The 24,462-nt window shown below is 72.8% G+C and carries 18 protein-coding genes; 8 read left to right on the top strand and 10 right to left on the bottom strand.

Annotated elements, in window-relative coordinates; all coding sequences use genetic code 11:
- Positions 1-27: 27 nt before the first annotated feature.
- Positions 28-732 carry a DUF4230 domain-containing protein gene (locus MXD59_RS11255; RefSeq protein ID WP_248824630.1) on the bottom strand — a complete coding sequence of 235 codons (705 nt, stop codon included), beginning with the start codon at positions 730-732 and terminating at the stop codon, positions 28-30.
- A gap of 48 nt (positions 733-780) precedes the next feature.
- Complete coding sequence (locus MXD59_RS26385) at positions 781-2,694, bottom strand: PP2C family protein-serine/threonine phosphatase (RefSeq protein ID WP_308301693.1); 1,914 nt, start codon at positions 2,692-2,694, stop codon at positions 781-783.
- Between the two features lie 667 nt (positions 2,695-3,361).
- On the opposite strand from MXD59_RS26385, the gene MXD59_RS11240 reads away from it, so the two are divergent.
- Complete coding sequence (locus tag MXD59_RS11240; RefSeq protein WP_248810739.1) at positions 3,362-4,552, top strand: ABC transporter ATP-binding protein; 1,191 nt, start codon at positions 3,362-3,364, stop codon at positions 4,550-4,552.
- Complete coding sequence (locus MXD59_RS11235; RefSeq protein WP_248824629.1) at positions 4,549-5,334, top strand: DUF2705 family protein; 786 nt, start codon at positions 4,549-4,551, stop codon at positions 5,332-5,334. Before MXD59_RS11240 ends, MXD59_RS11235 begins: the two co-directional genes overlap by 4 nt.
- A 22-nt stretch (positions 5,335-5,356) precedes the next feature.
- Here MXD59_RS11235 and MXD59_RS11230 read toward each other — a convergent pair whose 3' ends face one another.
- On the bottom strand, positions 5,357-6,202 hold the full coding sequence (locus MXD59_RS11230) for an aldo/keto reductase (protein WP_248824628.1): 846 nt from the start codon (positions 6,200-6,202) through the stop codon (positions 5,357-5,359).
- Between the two features lie 30 nt (positions 6,203-6,232).
- Here MXD59_RS11230 and MXD59_RS11225 point away from each other — a divergent pair, with 30 nt between their 5' ends.
- Both MXD59_RS11225 and MXD59_RS26935 read left to right on the top strand, forming a co-directional pair.
- Complete coding sequence (locus MXD59_RS11225) at positions 6,233-6,649, top strand: type II toxin-antitoxin system TacA family antitoxin (RefSeq protein ID WP_248824627.1); 417 nt, start codon at positions 6,233-6,235, stop codon at positions 6,647-6,649.
- A 26-nt stretch (positions 6,650-6,675) separates the two neighbouring features.
- A complete protein-coding gene (locus tag MXD59_RS26935) occupies positions 6,676-7,356 on the top strand; it encodes a GNAT family N-acetyltransferase (protein ID WP_308301692.1) in 681 nt (226 codons plus the stop codon).
- On the opposite strand, the gene MXD59_RS11215 is transcribed toward MXD59_RS26935, so the two are convergent.
- On the bottom strand, positions 7,323-9,023 hold the full coding sequence (locus tag MXD59_RS11215; protein WP_248824626.1) for a glycosyltransferase family 4 protein: 1,701 nt from the start codon (positions 9,021-9,023) through the stop codon (positions 7,323-7,325). The two genes, MXD59_RS26935 and MXD59_RS11215, sit on opposite strands and share 34 nt — an antisense overlap.
- Before the next feature lie 102 nt (positions 9,024-9,125).
- On the opposite strand from MXD59_RS11215, the gene MXD59_RS11210 reads away from it, so the two are divergent.
- A complete protein-coding gene (locus tag MXD59_RS11210; RefSeq protein ID WP_248824625.1) occupies positions 9,126-10,682 on the top strand; it encodes an MATE family efflux transporter in 1,557 nt (518 codons plus the stop codon).
- Positions 10,683-10,874: 192 nt separating this feature from the next.
- On the top strand, positions 10,875-12,734 hold the full coding sequence (locus MXD59_RS11205) for a hypothetical protein (protein ID WP_248824624.1): 1,860 nt from the start codon (positions 10,875-10,877) through the stop codon (positions 12,732-12,734).
- A gap of 93 nt (positions 12,735-12,827) precedes the next feature.
- On the opposite strand, the gene MXD59_RS11200 is transcribed toward MXD59_RS11205, so the two are convergent.
- Positions 12,828-14,405 carry a condensation domain-containing protein gene (locus MXD59_RS11200; protein WP_248824623.1) on the bottom strand — a complete coding sequence of 526 codons (1,578 nt, stop codon included), beginning with the start codon at positions 14,403-14,405 and terminating at the stop codon, positions 12,828-12,830.
- 470 nt (positions 14,406-14,875) lie between these two features.
- Here MXD59_RS11200 and MXD59_RS11195 point away from each other — a divergent pair, with 470 nt between their 5' ends.
- Positions 14,876-15,676 carry a hypothetical protein gene (locus tag MXD59_RS11195; protein WP_248824622.1) on the top strand — a complete coding sequence of 267 codons (801 nt, stop codon included), beginning with the start codon at positions 14,876-14,878 and terminating at the stop codon, positions 15,674-15,676.
- On the opposite strand, the gene MXD59_RS11190 is transcribed toward MXD59_RS11195, so the two are convergent.
- Together MXD59_RS11190 and MXD59_RS11185 are read right to left on the bottom strand one after the other, a co-directional pair.
- Positions 15,637-19,677, bottom strand: a complete 4,041-nt coding sequence (locus MXD59_RS11190) for an alpha-(1->3)-arabinofuranosyltransferase domain-containing protein (protein ID WP_248824621.1) — start codon at positions 19,675-19,677, stop codon at positions 15,637-15,639. The genes MXD59_RS11195 and MXD59_RS11190 overlap by 40 nt on opposite strands.
- A gap of 116 nt (positions 19,678-19,793) precedes the next feature.
- Positions 19,794-20,768 carry a glycosyltransferase gene (locus tag MXD59_RS11185; RefSeq protein WP_248824620.1) on the bottom strand — a complete coding sequence of 325 codons (975 nt, stop codon included), beginning with the start codon at positions 20,766-20,768 and terminating at the stop codon, positions 19,794-19,796.
- 577 nt (positions 20,769-21,345) lie between these two features.
- Here MXD59_RS11185 and MXD59_RS11180 point away from each other — a divergent pair.
- Positions 21,346-21,735, top strand: coding sequence for a hypothetical protein (locus MXD59_RS11180; protein ID WP_248824619.1), 390 nt, complete (start codon positions 21,346-21,348; stop codon positions 21,733-21,735).
- On the opposite strand, the gene MXD59_RS11175 is transcribed toward MXD59_RS11180, so the two are convergent.
- The 3 genes from MXD59_RS11175 to MXD59_RS11165 are packed head-to-tail and all read right to left on the bottom strand — an operon-like array spanning position 21,678 to position 24,305.
- On the bottom strand, positions 21,678-22,166 hold the full coding sequence (locus MXD59_RS11175; RefSeq protein ID WP_248824618.1) for a ribose-5-phosphate isomerase: 489 nt from the start codon (positions 22,164-22,166) through the stop codon (positions 21,678-21,680). The two genes, MXD59_RS11180 and MXD59_RS11175, sit on opposite strands and share 58 nt — an antisense overlap.
- Before the next feature lie 19 nt (positions 22,167-22,185).
- The gene (locus MXD59_RS11170; protein ID WP_248824617.1) at positions 22,186-22,821 is read right to left on the bottom strand and encodes a mycothiol-dependent nitroreductase Rv2466c family protein; all 636 of its coding nucleotides are present in this window, start codon (positions 22,819-22,821) and stop codon (positions 22,186-22,188) included.
- Positions 22,818-24,305: an AI-2E family transporter gene (locus tag MXD59_RS11165; protein ID WP_248824616.1), complete on the bottom strand. Its 1,488-nt coding sequence runs from the start codon at positions 24,303-24,305 to the stop codon at positions 22,818-22,820. Before MXD59_RS11165 ends, MXD59_RS11170 begins: the two co-directional genes overlap by 4 nt.
- Positions 24,306-24,462 lie beyond the last annotated feature (157 nt).

The following is a 24,462-nucleotide window of genomic DNA, read 5'->3' as shown; positions in this document are numbered from 1 at the left end:
ACCCACTGGCCCCGAGGGGCCGCGGGGTCACCGCTTGTCGGCGGTGTAGTTCACCTTGACGTCGGTGAAGCCCAGCGCGCCGAGCAGACCGCGCAGCATCGCGGTCGTGTTCTTCTTGCCGAGTTCGATGACCTGACCGTCCTGCTTGGCCGCGTCGGTCATCTTCGTGGATGCCTCCTGGTAGAGCCCCTTGTCACTGCTGATCCCGCCGACCAGGCCACCCACCCGGTCCAGCACGCCGCGCTGGCGGGCGACGACGTAGCTGCGGTTCAGATCGAGCTGCGCCGACGACAGCGTCGGGTTCGGCAGGTTGATCGTGACCGAGCGCCGGTCCGGTGAGACGACCACGTCGCCGCTGCCGAGGTGGCTGAAGTCGACCATCGAGTCGACCGTGCCCACCCCGACGAACAGGGTGCGCTCACCCTTGAGCGCCGACGGGATCCACCTGGTGTCCTCCTCGAGGTCGACGACGACCTCGAAGTGGGCTCCGGCCGCGTGGTATTCGCTGAGATCCTCCAGGGAGCGCAGCACCGCCGGGGAGCTGCGGTCGATCGTGCGTTCCTTGAACGGGTTGAGGCTGGGTCGCCAGCCGACCACCACGGCGATGAGGCCAGCGACGAGGACGGCGAGCAGCGCGACAGCGATCAGCCGCAGCGGACTGAAGGGCAGTCGAGGGATACGAGCGGACCGCGGGGCGGTCTGGGGCCGGTCCGTACCGGACTCGTCGTTCATAGTTGTTGATGTACCCCGAAATCACCCCGGCCACGCTCGTCGTCATCATCACGACCCACTGTCGACCTCCTGGTCATGCTGGTTGGACCAGGCCAGGATGATGGCGGTCCGGTCGTCGTCGCGCTGCCCCGAGGCGTGCCGTCGGACCGCGTCGAAGGCGCCGTCGAGCAGCCCCACCGGGTCACGGGTGGGATCGCGCAGGATCTCGGCGATCAGTCGGTGCACCCCGAACTGGCGGCCGGCGCCGTCGCGGGCCTCGACCAGGCCGTCGGTGTAGGCGATCAGTACGTCGCCGGGCTCCAGCTGGAGCGTCCCGCTCTGCCAGGCGTCGGGGGCGGCGAGCAGGCTCGACAGCAGCGGCCCGGTCGGTGGCAGCCGGATGATCTGCGCTGGTCCGCGGTCCCTGGGCGCCGCGGATCGGGCCAGGTGCGCGGCTCGCCTCGGCGCCCCGGCGGAGGTGGCCCGGGTGAGGGAAACCTTCGGACGCGGCGCGCCTGCCGTCACCACAGCCGAGCTCGCGGCGCCTCCCGCCACGGCGCCCGAAGCCACCGTGTCCGAGGCCACCGCGTCCGCAACCGCACCGCTGGACGCCGTCGCGCCGACCGCCGGAGCGCTCGAGGACTCGGCGGTGTCCGGGGCCACCGGAGCCACCGGAGCCACCAGGGCCGCCAGCGCCGCGTGGGGCGCCGTGGCGGCCAGGGCCGCCGAGGGTGAGGTGGTGGTGCGGGCCGTGGTCAGGGTCACGGGACGGCGCAGCAACAAGGTGTCGGGGTGGCCGGCGTTGACGTACTGCAGTTCACCGGTCCGCGGGTCGATCAGGAGAATGATCGCGGTAGCGAACATCTCGTCGGTGTCACCGAGGTTGTCCACCACCCATTCGAGGACGGCGGCGGGTGAGCCCCCGTTCGTCAGCGCCGCGTCCAGGAGCTGTTTGAGCCGCAGGGCGAAGACGCCGGCGGCGGCGCCGTGCCCGGAGACGTCGCCGACCACCACCGCGACCCGGCCGTCGGGTAGGTCGAGGGCGTCGTACCAGTCCCCGGCCAGCTCGCCCTGCGCCGGCTCCACCCGTCCGTGCAGGATGACGTCACGGGCCCGCAGCAGCGAGGGGGTGAGCGCGTCCCGCAGGGCGATGACGGCGGGTCCCTGCTGTGCCAGTGCCTCGAAGGACCGCTGGTTCTGGCGGACCAGACGGACGAGCTGGGCGCGCATCGTCTCGACGTCCGCGGCCAGCGCCACGATCTCCGCGGGACCCACCGACGGGATGCGGGTGTCGTAGCGCCCGGCGGCCACCGCGTTCACCGCTCGTTGCAGGGCTCCGATCGGCCGCAGCAGCCAGCGCCGGGACGCGGTCAGCACCGTCGCCAACACGATCAGGATGATCAACACGGCGCTGGCCAGCGAGCTGAGCAGCAGGACAGCGGCCGTCTCCAGCTGCTCGGACGCCTCGTTCTGCTCGCGGTCGATCCCGGCGCCCAGGCGGGCCACGCCGGTGCGCAGGGAGTCGAAGTCACGCCGGGCGCTCTCGCGCACGATGCCGGTGGCGGCGGCGACGTCCCCACGGGCCATCGCCGCGAGCTCGGGCCGCACCACCTCGCGTCGCCACAGGTCGTAGGCGGTGCGGACCTCGGCGAGCTGCGCGCGCAGCTCCGGGAAGTCGACGAGCAGCTCCTCCAGGGTCGCGGTGAGCCTGGGGACGGACCGGTTGGAGGTCGTGAACGGCGCCAGGAAGCCACGGTCGCGCGTGACGATATAGCCACGCAACGCGCTTTCCTGGTCGACGTAGCCGGCGAGCAACAGCGCGGTGGTGGTGGCGGCCGGGTCCAGATGGCGACTGCGGTCGGTCGCGGCCTGCCTCGACCCCCACCCAGAGATCACGGCAAGCACAAGCATCACCACAATGGCGACGCTGGCGACCAACGTCAGCACCCGGAGGCCACGGCGCAGGCCAGCGGTCTCGCTCACGCCAGGATTGTCGTCCACCCGCCGTGGCCGCGGCCTGGCGGGGCCACGATCCGACCGATCAGGCACACTTCGCCCACCGGCCACGGCTCGACCGACCCTCCCACGCACGGCCATCCGACCAGGACGGGGGCCCTCCCCCGGGGTCACCGGGACCCCCACCGGTGACGGCCGCCACCCCCGGCCGGTACGGCGACGCGCCACCACGTCAGCCGCGGTTCGCGCGCCCTTCACCATGGACGACCCAGATGTAGTGGAAACAGAACGAGAAGCCCGAAAAAATCCATTTCGGCGCTCCCTTCGCCCATGGCGGCCCCGCATGTCACAGGCGACGCGAAGGAGAAGGACCGCGAAGGGGGGCAAAGGCGTGAGGATGAGGCGTTTCGCATGGGCGCCGCGTAATCCGACCCCGACAACTTCGGACCGCGCGGAACCCGGACTACCGGCCGCTCGTTGACCTGGCTGGACGCACCACCCGGCACGGGTAGGTAGGCGTCGAATCTCCGCGACATGCGCTGCCGCGCCGGTCGCCGTCCCTGTCGTCATCGCCGACCGCAGGCCCGGCCGCCGCCGTGCCCGTCTCGCGGCCAGACCGTGGCTGTCCCGCCCGTCGAACCGCGCACCGCGGCGATCCGGGTGGGGCGACACTCGAGCCTGGGAGCACGCAACGATGACGTCCGCTTCACCCGTCGGCCCGACGCATTCCCGGGCCGGGCCGACCCGCCCCACGGCCGGGCACCGGCCCACGCTCGGCTCGCGCCGGGCGGCCACCAGCGCCCGCTCCGAGGCGGCGATCTGGACGCGCGGCCTGACCCGCGACCACGGCACCCGCCGCGCGGTCGACCGGCTGGACCTTCAGGTCCCCCGCGGCGCGCTGTCCGGCTTCGTCGGGCCCAACGGCGCCGGCAAGTCCACCACGCTGCGGATGCTGCTGGGGCTCATCCGTCCGTCCGCGGGCCGTGGGTACGTGCTCGGCCAGCCGATCAGCCGGCCCGACCGGTACCTGCACCGCGTCGGCGCGATGATCGAGGGTCCGACGTTCCACCCGGGCCTGTCCGGCCGGCGCAACCTCGACCAGCTCGCCACCCTGCGCGGCCTCGGCGCCCACGGTGGCGGCGGCTCCGCCGGGCGTCGACGCCGGGTCACCCAGGTCCTCGACCAGGTCGGCCTGGCGGCGCGGGGGGACGACCGGTTCAGCACCTACTCCCTCGGGATGAAGCAGCGCCTCGGGATCGCCGCCGCGCTCCTGCCCAGGCCGTCCCTGCTCATCCTGGACGAACCGACCAACGGACTGGACCCGGCCGGTATCCGGGAGATCCGCACGTTGCTCGGGCAGCTCGCCGCGACCGGGATGACCGTGTTCGTCTCGAGCCATCTGCTCACCGAGGTCGAGCAGATCTGCGACCACCTTGTCATGATCAACAATGGTCGGATGCTCTTCCAGGGGCATGTCACGGACCTGCTGGCCGCCGAGGATCCGCGCATCCACCTCGTCCCCGAGCATGGTGACGACGCCCGCCGACTGGCCGGAATGATCAACAACGTCGGCCTGCCGGTCGAGCTCGACCTGCGCCTGGACATGCCGGACGCGGCCGGCCCCAGCACCCACCAGCCGGTCGTCACCGTGCACGGGCCGGAGGGCCTGGCCGCCGACCTCAACCGGATGGCGATGGGCGCGGGCATCGCGCTGCGCTCACTGCGCACCCAGCGCCCCAACCTGGAGGAGACGTTCCTGCGCGTCACCGGTGAGATCGACGGCGACCTGGTCCGCACCGGGTCGCTCGGGCACCTGCCGGACGGCAGCGTGCCGTCGGCCGGCGTCGGGCTCGACCCGGCGCACAGCCGTGGGGGCGCCACATGATCAACGCCTTTCGGGCCGAATGGGTGCCGCTGCTACGCCGGCGTTTCCTGCTGGGCACGCTCGGAGCCGTGTTCGCCTGCGCGATGCTGGGCACCGTGCTGACCTTTCTCTCCGTCGGGCACACCGACTTCGACGGCGACCCGGTGACCGCCGCCTGGCTGGCCGAGCCCGGTGGCATGGTCCAGGGCGCGCAGGCGGTGAGCATCCTGCTCGGTGTGGTCGCGCTGTCGGTGGTCGCCGCGGCGCTCGCGGGCGACCACGGTCACGGGATGCTGCGCAACCAGCTGGTCGCGCAGCCGCACCGGGCCCGGCTGCTCGCCGGCAAGCTGCTGGCGCTCGCCGTGTTCGTCGGACTGGTGGTGGCCGTGGCGACGCTGGTCTCCGCGGCGCTGGCCTTTCCGCTGGCGCCGGTCAAGGGGGTCTCGAGCGCCGCCTGGCACAGCTGGGCCGGTCTGGCCGCCCTCGGCACCGGGTTCGTGAACCTGTACATCGGGTCGCTTGGCTACGCCGCCGTCGGCGCCCTGGCCGCGATCGTGCTGCGCGGCCCGGCCAGTGCCATCGCGGTGGGCATCGCCTACGCGCTCCCGGTGGAGATGCTGGTGTCGCGGATCTACCATCCGGCCCGTGCGTGGCTGCCGATGCAGCTCATGCAGGAGATCGCCACCGGCGGCGCCGCGTTCGCCACGCCGTACGCGGACGCCCTGCTGCGCGGCTGCCTCTACGCCGCCGCCATGATCGTCATCGCCCTGGTGTACTTTCGCCGCCGTGACGTGACCTCCTGATCACTTCCTGATCACCTCCTGATCAGTGACCGAAGGTGTCGGAGTCGAGGGCGGCGGCCTCACCGGCCGGGCCACGATCGAGCGCCGAGATCGCGGCGATCTCGGCCGACGTCAACGAGAAGTCGAACACGGCGATGTTCTCGGCCAGCCGACGCTCGCTCGCCGACTTCGGGACGACCACACAGCCGGAATCCAGATGCCAGCGCAGCACGACCTGGGCCGGGGTCCGCCCGCGTTCGGCGGCGATCCGGGCGATCACCGGTTCGTCGAGCAGACCGGTGCCGGCACCCAGCGGACTCCACGACTCGGTGACGATGCCGTGCGCGGCGTGGTACTCCCGGGCGGCGGCCCGTCCCAGCCGGGGGTCGAGCTGGATCTGGTTGACCTCCGGGGCGACGCCGGTCTCGGCGAGCAGCCGGTCCAGATGCGCCGGTTTGAAGTTCGACACACCGATCGCCCGGACCAGCCCCGACCGCTGGAGCTCGAGCAGGCCCCGCCATGCCTCGACGTACCGGTCCCGCCACGGGTTCGGCCAGTGGACGAGCAGCAGGTCGAGGTAGTCCAGGTCGAGGCGACGCAGGCTGTCCGCCGCGGCCCGGCGCACCCCGCGTACGCTGTGCGACCGCTTGTTGAACTTGGTCGTGACGAACAGCTCCTCGCGGGGCACCCCGGCGGCGCGCAGCCCGGCACCGACCCCACGCTCGTTGCCGTAGTTGTGCGCGGTGTCGAACAGCCGGTAGCCAAGCCCCACCGCCTGTTCGACCACACCCTGCACGGCACGGTCGTCCAACGGCCAGGTTCCCAGGCCCAGTCGGGGCATCCGGGCACCGCGGGCAAGAGCGACGGTCGGCACGGGCGAAGGTGGCACGGTCGGCGGACCCTTCTGTCAGGATGGACGATGGTGACGGCGTGGGGCACCCGGGACACCCGGTTCGGTGCCCTCGGGTTCTGGCCGGCGCCGGGTACATCGAAGCACCGGCGCACCTCCGGGCGGCACACCACACCCGGCGGGCCGGTACGTACGCGCGGGGAGCAGACTACGAAGATGAGTGCCACCAGGGATGACAGACTGACCGTGGTGCTACCCACGGACGAGGCCCGCACCATCCGCGACGCCGCGGAGGGCGAAGGTCTGTCGCTGGAGAGCTTCGCCGTCGAGGCGATGAAGCGCTACGCCCGTGAGGTCCTCGCCGACCGGCGCCTGTTCCGTGTCCCCGACACGGACTGGAGCGCGTTCGAGGCCCTGCTGGAGTCACCGCCCAGCGACGCCACCCGGCTGCGTCGCCTGCTCGACGACGAACCGGGCGCCGAATAACCACCCCGCCCGGAAGGACCGTCTCCGTGCCGTTGGCCAAGCCGACCGCCCTGCTCGAGGGCATGGACCGCAACACCTTCACCTGCGGGGATGATCCGCTGGACGTCTGGCTACGCCACCACGCGCTCGATCATCAGCATGACCGCACCACGAACACCTTCGTGATCATCGATCGTCCACTGGCGGGTCGAGGCGACTCCGACACCCCCGGTGGCGAGCGACCGAGCGACCCGGACCTCACCGGCGCGGGATCGGTTCTCGACGGACCGCGGGCGCAGCGGCCCGGAGCCGACGACGCGGGCACCGAGGAAGCGGGCACCGAGGAAGCGGGCCATCCGCTGCCAGGTGGCGAGGCGTCGGGCGATGCGGGCGGGCGGATCGCCGGCTACTACTGCCTGGCGACCGCCGCCGTCGAACGCGTCCCCGGGTCGCGCCGCCGCTCCCGGCGCCCGACCGAGCCGGTGCCGGCGATGTTCGTCGGCCGGCTCGCGGTGGACCTGCGGTACGCCGGTCGCGGTGTCGGCGCCCGCCTCGTGCGCGACGCCGTGATGCGTTCCCTCACCGTGCACCGGATGGTCGGCCTGCCCGTGTTGCTGGCCCACACCCCGCACGCCGCCGGGGCGGCGTTCTACCAGCACCTCGGCTTCCGTCCGACCCGCTTCGACCCCTACCTTCACGCCCTTGCACTACGAGCCGCCGCCGGCTGATCGCCCGGGGCGAAGACGCCCTCCGCGCCGCCCGTGGCCGCGGCTGCTGTGGCCGCCGTGGCTGGCGGGGCGGGGCTTGCTGGCGAGACCGGGTTCGCCGTGGCCTGGCCCGCGGCGAGCAGCAGGTCGGTACCGGTGCCAGGACGAAGGCGCAGTCCACCCGAGCCGGGTGCCGTGGTGACGCCCACCCGTTCGAGGGCGGTCCGCGCCTGCCGTGCGTCGGCCCCGTAGAGGACGGCGACGACCTGCTCACCGGCCGGATCCGGACGGTAGACCAGGTCCGTACGGCGCAGGGCCGGCAGGCCGGCGTGCACGGGCAGGGTGAACGTGGCGCGGGTGAGATCGTCGTCGATCCGGCGTCGTTCCCGGGCCCGCGACCGGGCGTCGACGGCGGGGCCGGTGAGCCGGTCGATCTCGGCGCTGACCACCCGGGCGAGCAGCTCGGCGCTGGCGTCCCAGGTGAAACCGGCGGCCCAGGCCCGCGCCGCGGCGCGCAGATCCGCCGCGGCGGCCGGCTCGGCGAGCAACCGCAGGCCGGCGTCGATCGCGGGGCCCAGCGGCTCGCCGTCGCGCACCAGCCAGCCGGTCGTGCCATCGCGGACGGCATCGCGCAGCCCGGGCACCCGGAAGGCCACCGCGGGCACCCCCAGCGCCGCGGCCTCCAGCACCGACAGACCCCAGCCCTCCCCGTGCGAGGGGTTGACCGTCAGCCAGGCCGAGGCCAGCAGCCGATCCCGCACCGGCGCCGCGACCTGGCCATGCCAGTGCACCACCTGCGCCGCGGTCGGACCGGACGGGCCGCCCGGGTCGCCCGCCGCCACGGCAGGGGCGCTCAGGCCGAGGCTGACCGCGTGTGCCGTCAGGCGCTCACGGTCAGGTCCGTCACCGACGATGTGCACCACCAGGCCGGGATGGGCCTCCAGCAGCGCCGGCAGCGCGTCCAGCAGCAGATGCAGGCGCTTGTGTGGGACCAGCCGCCCGACGCAGACGATCGTCGGCGTGACCGCGGGGCCCACCTCCTGCGGCGAGCTCGGCACCGTGGCCGCGGTGACCCCGTTGGGGACCAGGTAGCGGGGGCCGGGCAGTCCCAGGACAGCACGGGCCTCCTCCCGGGTGGACGGCGAGACGACGACCGACGGCCGACGGCGGTAGACCAGCCGGCTCCCGGGTGCCTCGAGCAACTGCCCGATCCGGGCCACCGGACCCGGGAAGTACAACGGGAACTGTTTCTGGTGGACGTGGTGCAGTACCTGCACCACCGGCGTCTGCCCGCTGAGGACCAGCGGACTGAAGAACGGGATTCCGTTCTGGCAGTCGACCACCGCGTCGACCCGGTGCCCGGCGCGGCTGATACTCGCCAACCGGGCCAGCACCGACGGATACACCCCGAAGGTGCCACCACCGCGACGTACGTCGACGCCGGCCACGACCTGCGCCGCGGCCGCCGGGGGTGCACCGTCCGGGCTCACCCGTGAGGTCAGCAGGGTCACCCGTACGCCGGCGGCCGCGAACCGTTCGGCGACGGACTCGCAGAACAGCTCGGCGCCGCCGGCCTGGGGGTGCGCGCGGTCGCGCCAGTTGAGGAACACCACGTGCCGCCCAGCGAGAGTGGGCAGGTACCGGCTCGGGTCGGATGCGCCGGAACGCGGCGCGTGCGGGCTTCCCATCACCAGTGGCGTTCCTCTCGGGCGAAGGGGCAGGGCTTAGCATGTTCGCCTGCAACCTACCGATGCCGGAGAAATCCATGTCCTGCGCCTGATGGGAGACCGATGGCGAAGCCCTCGCGAGCGGCCGTGACCGGCCTGCTCGCTGGTCCGGCGTCGCTGGCGGTGGCCGGAATGCTCGTCAACGGCTGCAACCTGCTGATGAACCTGATCGTGGCGCGCTCCCTGGATTCGGACGCCTACGGCGCCGTATCGGTGCAGGTCAGCATATTTCTGATCTTGTCCGTCGCCGGGAACGCGTTGCTCATCGGGGTCGTGCACCACGAGACGTCCGGTACCGGTGAGTCACGGCGCGAGCAGTGGTACTGGATCCGTCGGCTGCGCGGTGCGTGTGGTCTTGGCATCGCCGTCGCGACGCTCGCGGCGCTCGTGCTGTCCCGGCCGGTGGCGGCGCTGATGTCCTACCCCCATCCGGTGGCGATCGCCGAGGCGACGATCGGCGCGGCGCTGTGGACGCTGCTGTGCGTCGAGCGGGGCCTCATCCAGGCGCGCGGGGCCTACCAGCGGCTCGCGGTGAACTTCGTGGTCGAGGGGTTCGTCCGGATCGGCCTGGTGATCCTGTTCGTGGTCGCCGGGATGGGCGTCAACGGCGCGGGCCTGGGCATCGTCATCGGCGTGCTGGTCGGGTCCGAGCATGGCCGCTGGGCGGTCAACCGCACGCCCCGGCTGCCCCGGCTCTCCGCATCCACCGTCGCGGGCCAGGACCCGCCGGCGGATGCGTCCCTGGCCGCGGCACGGGAGCTGACAGCTGCGCGGGAGCTGTCGGTGGCGCGGGAGCTGTCGGTCGCGCAGGAGTCAGGACGGGTGTCGGCGTCGGCGGGCCAGGGGCAGCCGGCCGAGGTCGCGGTGCCGCTGCTCCTCGAGGATGGGCTGCCGCCGGCCACCGGACCGATCCCGGTGCCGATCCCGGCGCCGCGGCCCAGCGCCCGCCAGAGCGTCATCGCGGACACGACAGTGGCGCTGGGCGCTCTCGTCCCGCTGGCGCTGCTGCAGAACATGGACGTGGTGATCGTCGGCTGGCTGGGGTCGGCCGGTGTCGGTGGCTACGCGGCGATCTCGACGGCCTGCAAGGTTCCGGTGTTCATCGGGCTCGCGGTGGCCAACTTCCTGCTGCCCGAGGCGGCACGGCGGCGCAAGGAAGGTCGTCCGGCCGGCGGGACCCTCGCGATCGCGCTCGTCTTCGTGGTCACACCCGGGCTGCTGCTGGCCGCCATCGGTCTGGTCGGCGCGCACTGGCTGATCGGGCTGGTGTTCGGCGCCCATCTGACCGACGCGTCCGGCGCGCTGTGGGTGTTGGCGCTGTCGATGACACTGCTGGCCGTCACCCTGATGTTCACCACCTATCTGCTCGGGGCGGGCGTGCGCCGGGTGGTGGCCGTGCTCGCGGTGGCCACGGTGGCCACCGCCGGCGCGCTGGTCTCCGCCGGCGGCGGTGCGATGCCGACGGCGGTCGCGGCACTGGTCACCGAACTCGTCACCGCGGTGGCCGTCGGCCTGCTCGTCGTGCAGCTGCATCACACCGATCGCCAGGAGGCCGCAGCCCGGCAGGCCGCCGATGTTCGCCGGCAGGCAACGGACGGCGGATTTCCGGCGGCGGTCTGAAGGACCGACCGATTGCGGGCCAGGGTAAAAGACACCGGTCAACCCGTTTCGGCTGCCCCGAATGGGCGTGGGCCTTTGCCCTACGCCCGATATGCCGGATGGGTCGGTCCGGTACCGTCGTTCTACTCGATGGGCTCCCTTTCCATCGGTGTGGAAGCCCCCACCAGCGTCGAGAGGCGGAGGCCGCCGCACATGCCAGTCAGGATTCGCTCGGGCACCGACAGCGGTGAGCCCGGCCGCCAGGAGCACGAGTCGTCATCCGGCTCCGAGCCCGGCAGTGATGCCGGCGGCACCGCCGACAGCGACACCGGTCGTGGTCCTGGGTACGCCGGTCAGTCGGGTCGGCGTACCCAGGGTCCGGTGACCCGCCGGCGGCTGCTGGGCACCGGTCTGGGGCTCGGCGCGGCGGCAGCGGGTGGCCTGCTGGCCGGGCGGCTGCTGTCCTCGGACGGCGCGGTGCGCGGCGGCCTGCCCGCCACCCGGCCGTCGGCACCGGTCGGCGGGGTGACGGCGGGGCCGTCGGAACCGGCCGGCGCGGTGAGCGAGGTGCCGCGGGACCTGCTGACCATCTACGGCGCACCGGACAGCTTCAACGACCTCGGCTCACCCGGCTCGGCGGTGCGCACCGTCGACATTCCCGGTTGGGGTTTCGGCCCCGGGCAGGCCGCTTTCATGTCGGCCGTCGCCGAGGACGGCACGGTGTTCATCTCCACAACACCGTTCACCGACGACCAGTCGAAGCTCACCGGCACCGACATGGAACTCGAGATCTTCGAGCCCGAGGCGCAGCGTTTCACCCGCCTGGTCATTCCCTCCAGTCGGGGCCGCACCTCACTGCCCCGTTTCGATCCGGGCTATCGCGGTGTCGGCGGCGGTGACACGTCCGATGTTCTCGTCGTGCCCGGAAACGACGACGAGCAGCGGGTCATGTTCACCTCGCTGATGCCGTTCTACGGCTGGGATGTCCGCGCCGGCGGGGAACTGCCGAGCATCGGCTCGCTACGCAAGGACCGCGACTCCGGGCGCTGGGTCTACGACCCGACCGCCTCGCACACCGCGGCGGAGCTGGCAGCGTCCGCCCAGCCCAACATCGCCGCCAAGGCCTTCCCGACCTTGTCCGCGCTGGAGCCGCGCTCCCCGCGTGGGCCGGCGTCGATCGCCCGCCTGCCGCGCAGCGGCCATCTGGTCATCGCCCAGTACCTGGGCACCGGCGCCGGCGGCACGGACAACGGCTCCCTGCTGGTCATCGACCCCACCGGTCGGGTCCGCGCCTTCTGGCAGTACCCGCAGGTGCGACCGCTGGGCATCGAGGTCGTGGTCAATCCGCGCGAGATCAGCGTCGACCCGACCAGCGAACCGGACGACGAGCGGTTCGTCCTGATCAGCGACGCCCGCGGGCTTGACTACAGCACGCAGCCGTTCCCCATCCAGGAGTTCTCCTACAACGAGTCCCAGGGGACGATCTCCCCGCGTAGCACCGCGGTGCGGGCCGCACAGGACGGCTCGCGGATGGAGTCGGCGGTCTTCGACGGCGACGGCACCCTCTACATCGCCCGGACCAGGCGCGACGGTCTGACCGCCGAGACCCTGGCTGTCTACCCGAAGCTCGGGCGCGAACGGGGCCTGGTGACCCGCAGCCCGGCGACCGGGAACTGGCCGGTGGACAGCTGGGGCATCGCCAACCCACCCGACTATCTGGTGGTCGGCACCGATCAGGGTGGCCTGGTGCGCAGCGTGACCCTCGATCCGACCAGCGGGGCGATCCTGCTGGCTGGCCTCGACGGCCTGGTGCAGGTGATCCGCCCCTCCGGACGGGGCAACCAGATGACCTTCCGGACCGACCGTCCCATCGACGTGGGGCTGTCCCGCCTACGCGGACCGTCGACCCGGTATGTCGGGGTCCGCCGCGGCGCGGTCGACGCGTCCCGGCGCATCCTGTGGCTGCCGGTGAACCAGATGGTTCTCGACGGCCTGACCTGGCCCTACCCGCCGTTCAAGCTGGACCAGTGGCTGCTGCGCGTCGACCTGGACGTTCTGCTCGCCGACCACTGAGCACCACTGGCCGACCCCTGAGCACCACTGGCCGACCCCTGGGCCGTGCTGGCCGACCGCCGAGCCGTCTCGACGGTCGGGCGCCGGCCGGTGTCAGGGGGTCGGAACGGCGCCGCGCGGTGTTGTTCGCGGCAACCGGCGGACGGAGGCGCCGTTTGCCGCGCCGCCGCGGGAGCGGCCCGACCTCGACGGCGACGGGGGGGGCGGGCACACCCCTGCGGGCGCCGCCGCCGCGCTCCCCGTCGGGTCGCCCAACTCGAGGTAGGCGGCCCGGAACAGTTCGGCGAACGCCGGTACGGATTCCGGTCCGAACATCTGCCGGTGATAGCAGACCGTGACGTTGAGGGCGCCCCCGACGCTCATCACGCCGAGGAACAGCCCCTGGGGCATGCCCGCGGTCCCGGTGAAGTAGGCGGCGGTCACCGCGGGACCGGGCAGCGCCGCCCGCCCCGCGTCGCCGACGGCGACGAGGTACCGACCGCGTTCGCCGGAGCCGCCGACCGGACCGGCCACGTCGTCATGACGACCCAGGTTGCTGACGGCGGCGGTAGGTGCCAGCAGCGGCCGCGCGGCGGCGACCCCGATGCGCAGCAGGCCGCTGCGCCACGGGCCGGGAACGTAGCGGGCCATCGCGACACCGAGCGCCCCGGACACGCCCGGCACCGGCGGCGGGATCGCGCCCTTGGCCTCGACGGTCTGGTCGACGACCCGGGCGGCGAGCCGCGCCGGGTCACGCCGGTCGGCCGCCTCGCTGATGATGAGCGCCTGACCGGTGTGGTTACCCTGCATCTCGGTGGCCGCGGTCATGGTCGCGGTGGTGGCCGGGGCGGGGGCGGGGGCCAGGTCGATGGGCATCCGAATCCGCAGGCAGCCGGTCTGCCCGCCGCGGCGGGTGTTCCACCGGCCGATGGCCAGATGCGCCGCCGCGAGCAGAAGGTCGTTGATGGTCATGCGGCGCCCGTCGGCCAGGGTGCGGTCGCCGGTGGGCAGCGCCAGCACCATGGGGTGAAAGCCGTAGCCCTCACCGCGCCCGGCGGTCAGGGGAACGACGTAGCGCCCCGAGCGCCGCGCCATCGTGGCCCACGGCGACGGCGCGGTCCGCACCACCGGCCCCACGCCGGCCGGCATCCCCCGTAGCTCGCCGTCACCATCGGCCGCGCCGAAGGCACCCGGAAGCCCCCACTCCCCCGGTGACTGGCGGTACACGGCGAGGATCTCGGTGGCGAGCCTGGTCAGGCGCAGCCCGTCGAGGGCCAGGTGATGGGCGACCACGCTGAGCTGATCACCACCGGGCTGGCGGACGAGGACGACCCGCAGCGGCGGGAAGCGGCGCAGGTCGAACGGTGCCGAGGCGAGCACCTCGTGCACCCGCCAGGCCTCGGTGCCGTCGTCGACGAAGCCGAACGGGTCGCTGGTCGGCTCGGCGACGAAGCGCCAGGCGTGCTGGCGGGAACCGTAGAGCACCGCGCGCGTCATCGGATGGCGGCGCATGACCGTCCAGACCGCGGCGCGCAACCGGCGGGGATCAAGCTGGCCGTCGGTCTGGACGAGCAGCCCACAGGTCAGGGGTGCGCTCGCCCGATCGGAGGCGGCGAGAATCTGCTCGCCGGGAGTCAGGACTCGATCCGGAATCGGCGAAGTGGCGGCTCCGCTCTCGTGCGCCCATCCCATCCTTGTCGGCCGGCCTCTCTCCCGTAGCTCGCACACCCGGCACGGCGCACTGATCGCCATGCAGTCGCAGCTTTCAAGCCTAACCAGCGGGAAGGTCCCGGCCGCACCGCCGGTAAGCCCGATCAGGCGATCGGGTCGCCGCCCCGCCACGATTCCCGCATCGGTTCACCACCACCGGCTACGAGGCGGCGCCCGCCGCCTGCGCCGAGGTGACCCACAATCGCCGGTGGCCGGCCTTGATCGGAGCGCACGGGCCCCACCCGCCCCCGTCACGTCGCCGCAGGCAGACCCCGCGACGGCGACGGCGGCCACCATCACCCGCGGCCTACCCCGCACCCACACCTGGCCATCCCCCGCTGATCACGCAGCGTACAAGCCTGGTTATTATTCGGCAGAAATGAGAGGATGGTCACAGGGTTGACGGATGCGCCTGGGTCCGGACGGAGCTGGTGCGGCGGCGAAGGAGCGGTATGTCCGACAACGGGACGCCCGGATCGCAGCGCCTCGAACTCGCGGACCTGGTCTGCCTGACCGGCGGCCGAACCCGGCGGTACGCGACCCGCCCGATCCCGGACGAGCGTGACATCGCCATCGTCGCCCTGCTGCGCAAGGCTGGGCGCACCGGCGGCCTCGGCCAACTGCTCGAGCTGATCCGCCCGGACGTGGAGGCGGAGACACTGCGGACGTTCGCCGTGCGGATGGCGTCGTGCGCGCTCCGGCGCACCGATCCGGAGCTGCTGCGCCTCGGGGTGTGCGCCATGGCCCTGGCCGCCCTGCGCGGTACCGCCCGCCGCGACGACGCCGCGGCCTTCGCTCCGCTGTGGCACGCCGCCGGCCAGGTGGGCCTCGACCCGGCGGCCGAGTTCGCCACCACCGCCTCGGCCGTGCCCGCCGCGGCGCCCCTGCTGGCCGGGTGGTCTGCCCGCCCGGCCAGCCAGCGTGAGCTGCGGATGATGGGCTTTCATCTGTCGACGGACGTGGACGGTCCGCGCTACACCGAGGACTGGACGCTGCTGGCCGCCGACTTCGACCGTGAGTTCACGGGTCCGTCGCTGCTCGACCAGCTCCACCTGCCGCGCCGGTGGCGCAACGCCCGAGCCGCCGGACGCGCCGCCCGCTGCCTTGGCCACCCGCCCCGCAACGGCCTGGACGTCCGGCCACCGAACACCGACCCGACCGGCACCGACTCGACCAGCACCGACTCGACCAGCACCGAGCGGGCCGGCACCGATCACACGGACGGCGCGACAGACGGCGACGGCCCGACCTGAGCCGCCCCGGGCACATCCACCCCAGGCTCATCCAGCCCGGGTCCCTCTCGCCCGGGCCCATCCGATCCAGGTCCATCCGGCCCAGGTCCATCCGGACCGGCGAGCGGACGGTTCCAGCACCAGGACGCCAGTGTGGCGAGGACGGCGGCGAGCGCGAGCGCGCCGAGAACCTGGGTGGCGGCGCCGAAGGCACCCTGGCCGGAGCCGGGTGTGCTGTTCGGGGCGACGGCGACGGCGATCCCGGCACCGGCCATCGTGGCGCCGGCGATCCAGGCCGGCACCGTCGGCCAGCGCCGTGCGATCACCACCAGCACGGGCACGGCCAGCGCGACCGGACCGGCCACCAGCACGACCGCGAGCGTCGCGAGTCCGACCCAGGCCAACCGCGCCGGCAACCGGGGCCGGGTGGGGCCCGACACCGCATCCGACCCCGGGGGCACACCGGGAATCCGGGCCAGCCAGGGCATCAGCGGGGTGTCGCGCCGGTCGGGACGACCCCGGCGCCGGCCGGGCCACCGCGGCACCACGGCGAGGACCACCAGGACGAGGATGCCCACCAGCCCGATGAGGAGATTGCGCCGGTACTCCTCGCCCGCGGCGTTCTCGATGACGATCGTGCCGCCCGCGCCGGCCGGCACGATCCAACCCTGCTGCCAGCCGTCCAACCGCAGGGGGACGAGGGTGGCGCCGTTGAGCTTCGCCGTCCAGGAGGCGTTCGCGTTCTCCCGCACGGACAGGAACGCCCGGCTGCCGGCGCCGATCGTGACGGTGCGGTGTTCGGCGTTCCACGCGCCGACGGTGGTGGTCCGCGCGGCGGCGAGGGCGGGTTCCCGGCCGGGCCCGACGATGCTCAGCGAGTCGACCAGGATGGAGGTGGCGCCCTGGTCGACGGTCACCAGGTGGGAGCCGGGGGTGAGGGTCAGGCGGCTGCCGTCGGTGCACAGCGACACCTGCACGGGTCGGACGGCGGTCACGTCACTGTTGCGTCCGGTGATCCGCAGCGGGTAGCGCTGGCCGTCGACGACCAGGCTCGGGCCGCTGCCGCAGTCGATGAGCAGCGGGCTGTCGTCCCCCGCCGGGGTGCCCCGCGGTGGCGGCAGGAAGCTGGCGCTGCCGGCGACGACGACGTCCATCCGGGTGGGGACCTCGAAGCGGCGCGAGAGCACCAGTTCCTCGGAGCCGCCGAACGGCTGCGCCGGGTCCACCCGCTCACGGACCATCGAATAGGCGATGTGACCGCGGTCGGCACCGCCGAACAGGCCGCTGACATCGTCGGGCAGCTGCGCGTAGTGCGTGAAGGTGACACCGGGGATGCTGATCTCCCGCAGGCCGCCACCGAGGGTGTCCGGGCCTTCGGGGTCGACCCGGTCGAAGGTCAGCCGGTACCAGCGGCTCTCCCCCGGGGGGACGGCCAGACGCTGCGTGGCCTCCGCCGGGGACACCTCGGTCACAACCGAACCCGTCTCGGTGGTCACCCGCATCGCCCGCACCCGCGGCCGCCAGGCACCCTCCGACTGCAGCTGGATGTCGATGTAGGGCACCGACATCCGTCGTCCGACGTCGAGCTGGATCCACTGGCCCTGGGTGCCGGACCGGTCGGTGCGCAGCACGGTCCAGGCCGTCGCGGGGTAGCCGTCGACCGCGGCCGGTGGCGCCAGGTCCGGGGCGGCGAGCAGGTCATAGCCGTAGGAGGAGGCGGTGACCGATCTGCCGTCGGCGTAGCCGGCGACGGTCTGGTGGCCGGCCACGTCGTCCTCGGCCCACTGGCTGGGCTGGCCGGAGCGGCCGACGGCGTTGCCCGTCGGGCCGAGCAGGTAGGAGCTCGCGTCGTGCACGATGCCGTAGATGCTGTCCCGACGGGTCAGGGTGTCGGTGTCGAACCAGGCCGTTCGCGGGCCGATCACCTCGTCCGGCGCGACCTTGATCGCCGCCGGGCTGGTGGACGGCGCGGTGGTGTTGGCGGGGGCGGCGAGGTCACCGGCGAGCACGGCGGCACGGTCCGGGCTGAGCAGGCCCTGGGCGGCGAGCTGCACCGTGGCCTCCGGGCCACCGGAGACGACGACGGCGCTGTCGGCCGGGTAGGACCCCACCAGTGACGTTCCGCCCGGCACCGTCCACACCTCCAGCGCCGGCACGGTCGTGCTCGGATCCCGCAGCTGCGGGACGAGCCGTTCCTTCGCCGAGGCTCGCGCGCGCACCTGCGGCCCGAACGACGCCGACCGGGTCAGCCCGGACGACTCCAGTGCCCGGTGCAGCTCGTCGGTGGACGGCGGCACGTCCCAGTCCTTCTGCTCCAGGTCGTTGCGCAACAGGATCTGGCCGATGCCCGCCCGGGCGAGCGCACGGCTCAGGCCTGGGGCGGAGCCGGTGGCGAGTTCCTGTTCGATGCCGTCCATCAGTCGGGTGATGCCCACCCCGCCGAGCGGGATGAGGCTGCGGACCCCCCAGGGGCTCTTCGCGAGCCACTGCAACGGCTCGTCCAGCGGCCGTCCCCACGAGTACTCCGCGAACGGCGAGGCGGGCAGGACGAGCGTGTGTCCGCCGTCCGGGTTGTCGGCGAGCCAGTCCGCGGCCTGCACCCAGTAGTCCGGCACCTGGGTGAACGGGCGGGGTTGCAGCGCCCGTCCGGACAGCGCCGGGGTGATGCCACAGACCAGCGCGGCCGCCGTGAGCACCGCCGTCACGCTGGCCACCCCGTGGTACCCCGCCCGCGGCCATCCTCGCGCGGCGAACAGCCGGCGGTACCGGGCCGACCCACGGGGCAGGACGGTCAGGGCGTGGGCGACGCCGAGGGCGATCGGCAGGCGCACCACCGGCTGGAACTTGTAGACGTTGCGCAGGAAGCCGAGCTGGTCACCGAGCAGGTCGCGCAGCGGTCCGGCCAGCGGCCCACCCGGGTCGCCGGGGTAGGCGGCCGACACCGACACCGTGCCCACGGCGAGCGTGACCAGCAGGAGGCGGCGGGCGGGCAGGTCCGGCCGGGCAAGGCCCCACAGGCCGATCGCGGCGACCGCGGCGGACCCGAGGATCGGCACCGGCCGGGAGATGTACTCGGTCGCGGCGGGCAGCCACGGCCGGGGCAGCTGCAGGTAGGCCAGCCAGTCGGTGGCGCCACGCAGCGCCTCGGCGACCGAGGTGGTCGCGGTCGTCGTCGCCGCCGTCTCGGTGTAGGGCAGGAAGTTCAGGCCGTAGCGGCCCTGCACCGCCAGCGCCAGCACCCACCAGGCGGTGGCGAGCACGAGCGACAGGACCCACCAGGCCCGCAGCGCCCAGGCGCGCCGGGAACCACCGGCGAACAGCAGCACCACCCCGGGGCAGAGCAGCACACACAACGTGACGGTGGCGTTGGTGCCACCGGTACACAGCACGGCCAGTCCCGACGCCGCGGCCGCCCGCCGCGGCGTCAGCCGACGGTCGGTCCCAGCCGTCCCGTCCCCGTCGCCGGCACCGGCGGGACGGGCAGCGGCGGTGCCGGTGTCGGCGCCGAGCGCGCCGTCGGGGCGCAGGGCGAGGATCAGTGGCAGCGTGATCCACGGCAGCATCGCCGCGCCGGCCAGCGCCACCGACGTGGCCCCGATCTTGCCCAGGAACATCGGTGACAGCGTGTAGGCGAGCCCGGCGATGATCCTGGTCACCGGTATCCCGAGGCGCAGCGCGTCCGCCAGCCGCACGACCCCCCAGGTCGAGACGGTCAGCAGCAGGGTCATCCACAGCCGCTGGGAGATCCACGGGGGCACACCGAGGAGGTGGCCGAGCCCGAAGAAGGGTCCCATCGGGAACAGGTACCCGACGTACTGGTTCGGCAGGTAGCCGAACTCGGCCAGCGAGTTCCACAGGTGGGTCGCCCGACCCATGAAGCCCCACGGGTCCAGCGGGACGTCGAGCTTGGTGTCCGCGGTCAGTGTGCCGGGCGCCTGCAGAAGGTAGAGCGCCGAGAAGCCGATGGCGATCCCGAGCAGTGGCCACCGGGATGTGCGTGCGTCCCGCGGCGGGGTGGACACGCGGGCGGGTGGTCCGGTGACTGGCGCGGGGGGACTGACGACGGAGGAACGGATCTTCGACTCCAAGGCCGGATGTGAGGTACGCCGACCCTACCCACGGTGCCCGAAGCCGGTGTCTACCGGGCAGCGGCCTCCGGCTCCGCGGCCGCGGCCAGCGGAAACGGTGTGACCGAGGACGGAAGGGGCCGGCGCGGCGGCGACAGCGGCGGGCGAGCCGACATTCGCGTGACGATCCCCTGCACCGGCAGCGAGGACGGTGACACGACAGCCGGCGACACCGGCGGGGTGCCCGGCGCGGCGGCGACCGACGGCGACACGCTCGAGGGTGCCGCGCCGATCGGGGTGTGCGCGGGCGTGATCACGCTGGGGGCGGAGCGACCCAGGTAACGCCGGGCGCGTACGACGTCGACGAGCATGGCGGGGGTGTGCCGACCGACCCGGAACGTGCCGCCGGGCATCTCCTCCCATGTCACCGGCACCTCGGCGATGCGATAGCCCATGGACCGGGCGATCGAGAGCACCTCGACGTCGAAGCCGAACCCCGAGGACCGGGCGAGGCTGAACAGCAGCTTGGCCTCCGGGCCCCGAAAGGCCTTGAAACCACACTGGGTGTCGGCGACATCCAGGCTGGCCAGCGAGCGGGTGATCTGGTTGAACGCCCAACTGCCGACCCGACGCCCGCTGCTGCGCACCGCCCGCCCACCGATGCGCCGCGAGCCGAGCGCGACCTCGGCGTGTTCCAGCGCGGCGAGCAGCAGCGGCAGATCGTCGATGTCGGAGGCGCCGTCGGCGTCGAGGAAGACGATGGACTCGCCGTGGGCGGCGGACACACCGACCCGCACGGCGGTCCCCTTACCCGAGTTCCAGGGCAACCGCAGCACCCGGCCACCCGGCAGCCCGGCCAGCAGTTTCTCCGCGACCGCGGCGGTGCCGTCCGTGCTGCCGTCGTCGACCACGATCACTTCGGCACCGGGCGTCCGGCCCATCATGGCTACGATCTCCGGCAGTGCCCCGGGCAGCCGCAGCGCCTCGTTGTAGGCCGGAATGATGACGCTCACAGGCACGAAGACGCTCACGGGCGCGCTGTCCACGAGTCAGCTCCTAGGCTTCGACGGCGGTTCCGGTCACGGACGCTGGCCGGGGCGTCGCAACTATGAGCGGCCGATCGAGATCAGCGCATAGTTTCAACTCGTTCGCGATGGAAGTCAACGTATTCATCCATAGCCTCCCACGCAGTGATCACACCATGAACTTTGCGAAGCACCACCTACGTGCTACAAGCGGGTGGCCATTCACGATCTCATGGCAGTAACAAGCATACGGAGACCTTCGCGGCCGACGTCGACCGGTATCGCGCCCCGGGGAAGTGACGCTGGGAAGCAGAAGGAGAACACACTCCGCCGTCCAATGGCGGACGGCATCCATCCAGCGACGAAGGGCAACAGAAAATCTCCGGCAACACAAGCGGGAGAGCAGCAAGAACTACGAACACCCGGTCAATCTCATCCGACCACCGTGGGAGAGTGTGCGACGACAGTCCCCCGCCACGGCCACCAACAATAGAACGATCTACCCGACGCCGGATCCCCGCCGCCGTCGGGCAAGGTCCGCGCCGGTCCGAATACCCGCTCCGCCGCGGATTCCGGGACCGGTCACTACGCTCGAGGTATGGCCCGCAGCGTCCGTCCCAGCGGCCCCCACGACTCCACCAACGATGCCAGCTCCGCCAGTGGTAGCAGCGGTGGCAGCGGTTTCGGTGGCACCAGCGGCTCCGGCGGCTCCCGCGGTGGGGCCGCCGATCCGGACGCGCCGTTGCGGGGTCTGGTCGGCTCGGGCCGCACCCACCTGCCGCCGCTGGTCGCGATGCGGGCCCGTGACGTGGCCCAGCCCACCGACGAGGACCTCGCCGAAGCCGAACGCACCCTGGTGCTACGCCCACCCGGCCGGGTCGCGAACCGTGCGCTCCGGCCGGGTGAACAGGCCCGGCCGGAGCCGCGGGTTCAGGACGCGGGCGACGCCGCGTCGGGGACGGCGGGGATCTCGCCGGTGCGCTCGTAGTTCGACAGCATCCGCAGCCGACGGGTGTGACGCTGCTCGCCGCTGAACGGGGTGGAAAGGAAGACCTCGACGAAGCCGACGGCCTCGGGGACGGTGTGCATCCGCGCGCCGATGCTCAGCACGTTGGCGTCGTTGTGCTGACGGCCAAGCGTCGCGGTCTGCTCGCTCCAGACCAGCGCGGCGCGCACCCCGTCGACCTTGTTCGCCGCGATGGCCTCGCCGTTACCCGAGCCGCCGATGACGATCCCGAGGCTGTCCGGTTCGGCCGCCGTGGCCTGCGCGGCGGCGAGCACGAACGGCGGGTAGTCGTCGTCGGGGTCGTACTCGACCGGGCCATGGTCAACGGGTGCGTGGCCAAGTTCCACCAGGCGTTCGGCGAGCGCCGCCTTCAGATGGAAGCCGGCATGATCAGAACCTAGATGGACGCGCATGATGCGTCATCATGCCCGATCACGTGAAGATCGGTCCGACATCCCGGGTGCGCTTGAGTTCGTAGAAGCCGGGAGTGCCGGCCACCAGCAGCACGCCGTCCCACAGCCGGCCAGCCGACTCGCCCTTGGGTGCCGGCGTGATCACCGGCCCGAAGAAGGCGTTCTCGCCGACGGCGATCACCGGGGTGCCCACGTCCATACCGACCCGGCTGATGCCGTCGTGGTGGCTGGCCCGCAGCGCCTCGTCCCACTCGGTCGAGGTCGCGGCGTCGGCCAGTGACGGGTCGGCGCCCGCCTCGGTGAGCGCCGCGGCGAACGTCTCGGCGTCCCACTCGGCCTTCTCCACGTGCCGACGCCGGCCCAGCGCGGTGTACAGCGGACCGAGGACGTCCTCGCCGTGCTTGGCGGCCGCGGCGATGCAGATCCGCACCGGGCCCCAGGCCTGCGCCATCGCCTCCCGGTACGCTTCGGGCACCTCCTGTCCGGAGTTGAGCACGGCCAGGCTCATCACGTGCCAGCGGGCGCGGACGGGCCGTACCCGCTCGACCTCCAGCAGCCAGCGCGAGGTGATCCACGCCCACGGGCAGCTCGGGTCGAACCACAGATCGGCGGTCACGATGTCGGCGTCGGCGCCGGCGACGTTCTCGGTGCTCACGGGCGAGTCTCCTCGTTTGACGGAGTGTGATCGTCGGAGTCAACCCGACCGGATGGCACCGGATTCCCGTCCGCCGCTGGTGGCGTCGTTTCGCCGCTGGCCGCCAGATAGCCGGCGACCCGGTTGACGACGGCCACGAACGGTACCGCGGCGATCGCGCCGGGAATACCGGCGAGCACACCACCGGCGGACAGCGAGATCACGATGGCCAGTGGATGCAGTCGCACGGCGCGGCGCATCACCAGCGGCTGCAACAGATGGCCCTCGATCTGCTGCACGGCCAACACCACCGCGAGAATGATCAGAGCGTCGGTGACGCCGCCCGAGACGAGGGTGACCAGCACCGCGGCGACCCCGGCCACGGTGGCCCCGATGATCGGGATGAAGCCACCGAAGAACGTCAGCAGCGCCAGCGGGGCGACCAGCGGCACACCGACGCCCACCAGCCCCATCGCGATCCCGAACGCGTCGACGGCCGCGACGAACACCGTCCCGCGGATGTAGCCGGTGATCGTCAGCCAGGCCTCCCGGCCGGCGCCGCGCACCCGCTGCTCGGCACCGGCCGGGAAGCGGGTGACGATCCAGCCCCAGATCCGGTCCCCGTCGTAGAGGAAGAAGAACGTGGAGAACAACGCGACCAGCAGGCTGGTGAGTGCCTCCGCGGCGACCGACGCCCCCGAGATCACGCCCGAGACGAGCCGCCCACGGTTGTTCGCGAGGTTGCGCCGGATGTCGTCGACCAGATCGTCGAGCTGGCTCTGCGACAGGTGGAACGGCCCGTCGGTCAGGTAGCCCCGGACCTGCTCGACTCCCTGGCTGACCTGGTCGGACACGGTCGGAATCTCGTTGGCGGCGTTGAACCCGACCGCCACCGCCGCCCCGGCGAGCACCACGACGAACACGAACAGCGCCGCGAACGCGGCCCCGAGCCGGGGCATGCCCATCCGCTGGAAACGATGGGCCAGCGGATGGATCAGCGCGGCGATGAGCAGCCCGGCGATGATCGGGATGACCACGAGCCGGACCCGGCCGACCGCCATCAGCAGGATCCAGATCGCGGCCCCGGTGACGATCAGCCGCCAGGACCAGCCGGCGGAGACCCGCAGCGCCACCGGGATGTGCTCCTCGGCCCGCTGCGCGGTCGACAGCTCACGCGCCGGCCCCTCCGAACGACCGGACTGCGCGGGGACCGGCGAGACGCCGCCGGGATACCCCGCGCGCGCCGCGGCCCGCAGCTCCCGTAGCCGGCGCGGCACGAACCCCTTGCGCGATGACGAACCAGCCGAGGCCGAACCGGCCGACGACGACGAACCAGCCGACGACGACGAACCAGCCGAGGACGAACCAGCCGAGGGTGCGGGCGAACCGGCCGGTGACGAACCGGCGGGCGAACCGGCCGGCGACGAACCTGCGGGCGGGCCGGGGGCTGGCGCGGCGGAGCGGGCCCGCGGCTGCACTCGACCCAGCCCAGCGACCCGTCTCACCCGCGCTCCTTCCCGACGCCGCCCGTGCGACGTCCGCCAACCCGCCGCGCGGACGATGACGCCCGCCCGTCACGCGGGAGATGTCGCCATCGTGCCGTACCGGCCGCGCCGGTGGGAGTGGCAGGGCCGCGAAACCCGACAATTCACGACGGTCACG

Source organism: Frankia umida (assembly GCF_023242945.1).
GTDB classification, from domain to species: domain Bacteria; phylum Actinomycetota; class Actinomycetes; order Frankiales; family Frankiaceae; genus Frankia; species Frankia umida.
This window is presented reverse-complemented; position numbering and strand designations above follow the sequence as displayed.

Bases quoted from the DNA above. Each gene is read 5' to 3' on its own strand.
- MXD59_RS11255 (WP_248824630.1), bottom strand. From the start codon at position 732: ATGAACGACGAGTCCGGTACGGACCGGCCCCAGACCGCCCCGCGGTCC.
- MXD59_RS11240 (WP_248810739.1), top strand. From the start codon at position 3,362: ATGACGTCCGCTTCACCCGTCGGCCCGACGCATTCCCGGGCCGGGCCG.
- MXD59_RS11235 (WP_248824629.1), top strand. From the start codon at position 4,549: ATGATCAACGCCTTTCGGGCCGAATGGGTGCCGCTGCTACGCCGGCGT.
- MXD59_RS11225 (WP_248824627.1), top strand. From the start codon at position 6,233: ATGGTGACGGCGTGGGGCACCCGGGACACCCGGTTCGGTGCCCTCGGG.
- MXD59_RS11215 (WP_248824626.1), bottom strand. From the start codon at position 9,023: ATGGGAAGCCCGCACGCGCCGCGTTCCGGCGCATCCGACCCGAGCCGG.
- MXD59_RS11210 (WP_248824625.1), top strand. From the start codon at position 9,126: ATGGCGAAGCCCTCGCGAGCGGCCGTGACCGGCCTGCTCGCTGGTCCG.
- MXD59_RS11205 (WP_248824624.1), top strand. From the start codon at position 10,875: ATGCCAGTCAGGATTCGCTCGGGCACCGACAGCGGTGAGCCCGGCCGC.
- MXD59_RS11200 (WP_248824623.1), bottom strand. From the start codon at position 14,405: ATGGGATGGGCGCACGAGAGCGGAGCCGCCACTTCGCCGATTCCGGAT.
- MXD59_RS11195 (WP_248824622.1), top strand. From the start codon at position 14,876: ATGTCCGACAACGGGACGCCCGGATCGCAGCGCCTCGAACTCGCGGAC.
- MXD59_RS11180 (WP_248824619.1), top strand. From the start codon at position 21,346: ATGGCCCGCAGCGTCCGTCCCAGCGGCCCCCACGACTCCACCAACGAT.
- MXD59_RS11175 (WP_248824618.1), bottom strand. From the start codon at position 22,166: ATGCGCGTCCATCTAGGTTCTGATCATGCCGGCTTCCATCTGAAGGCG.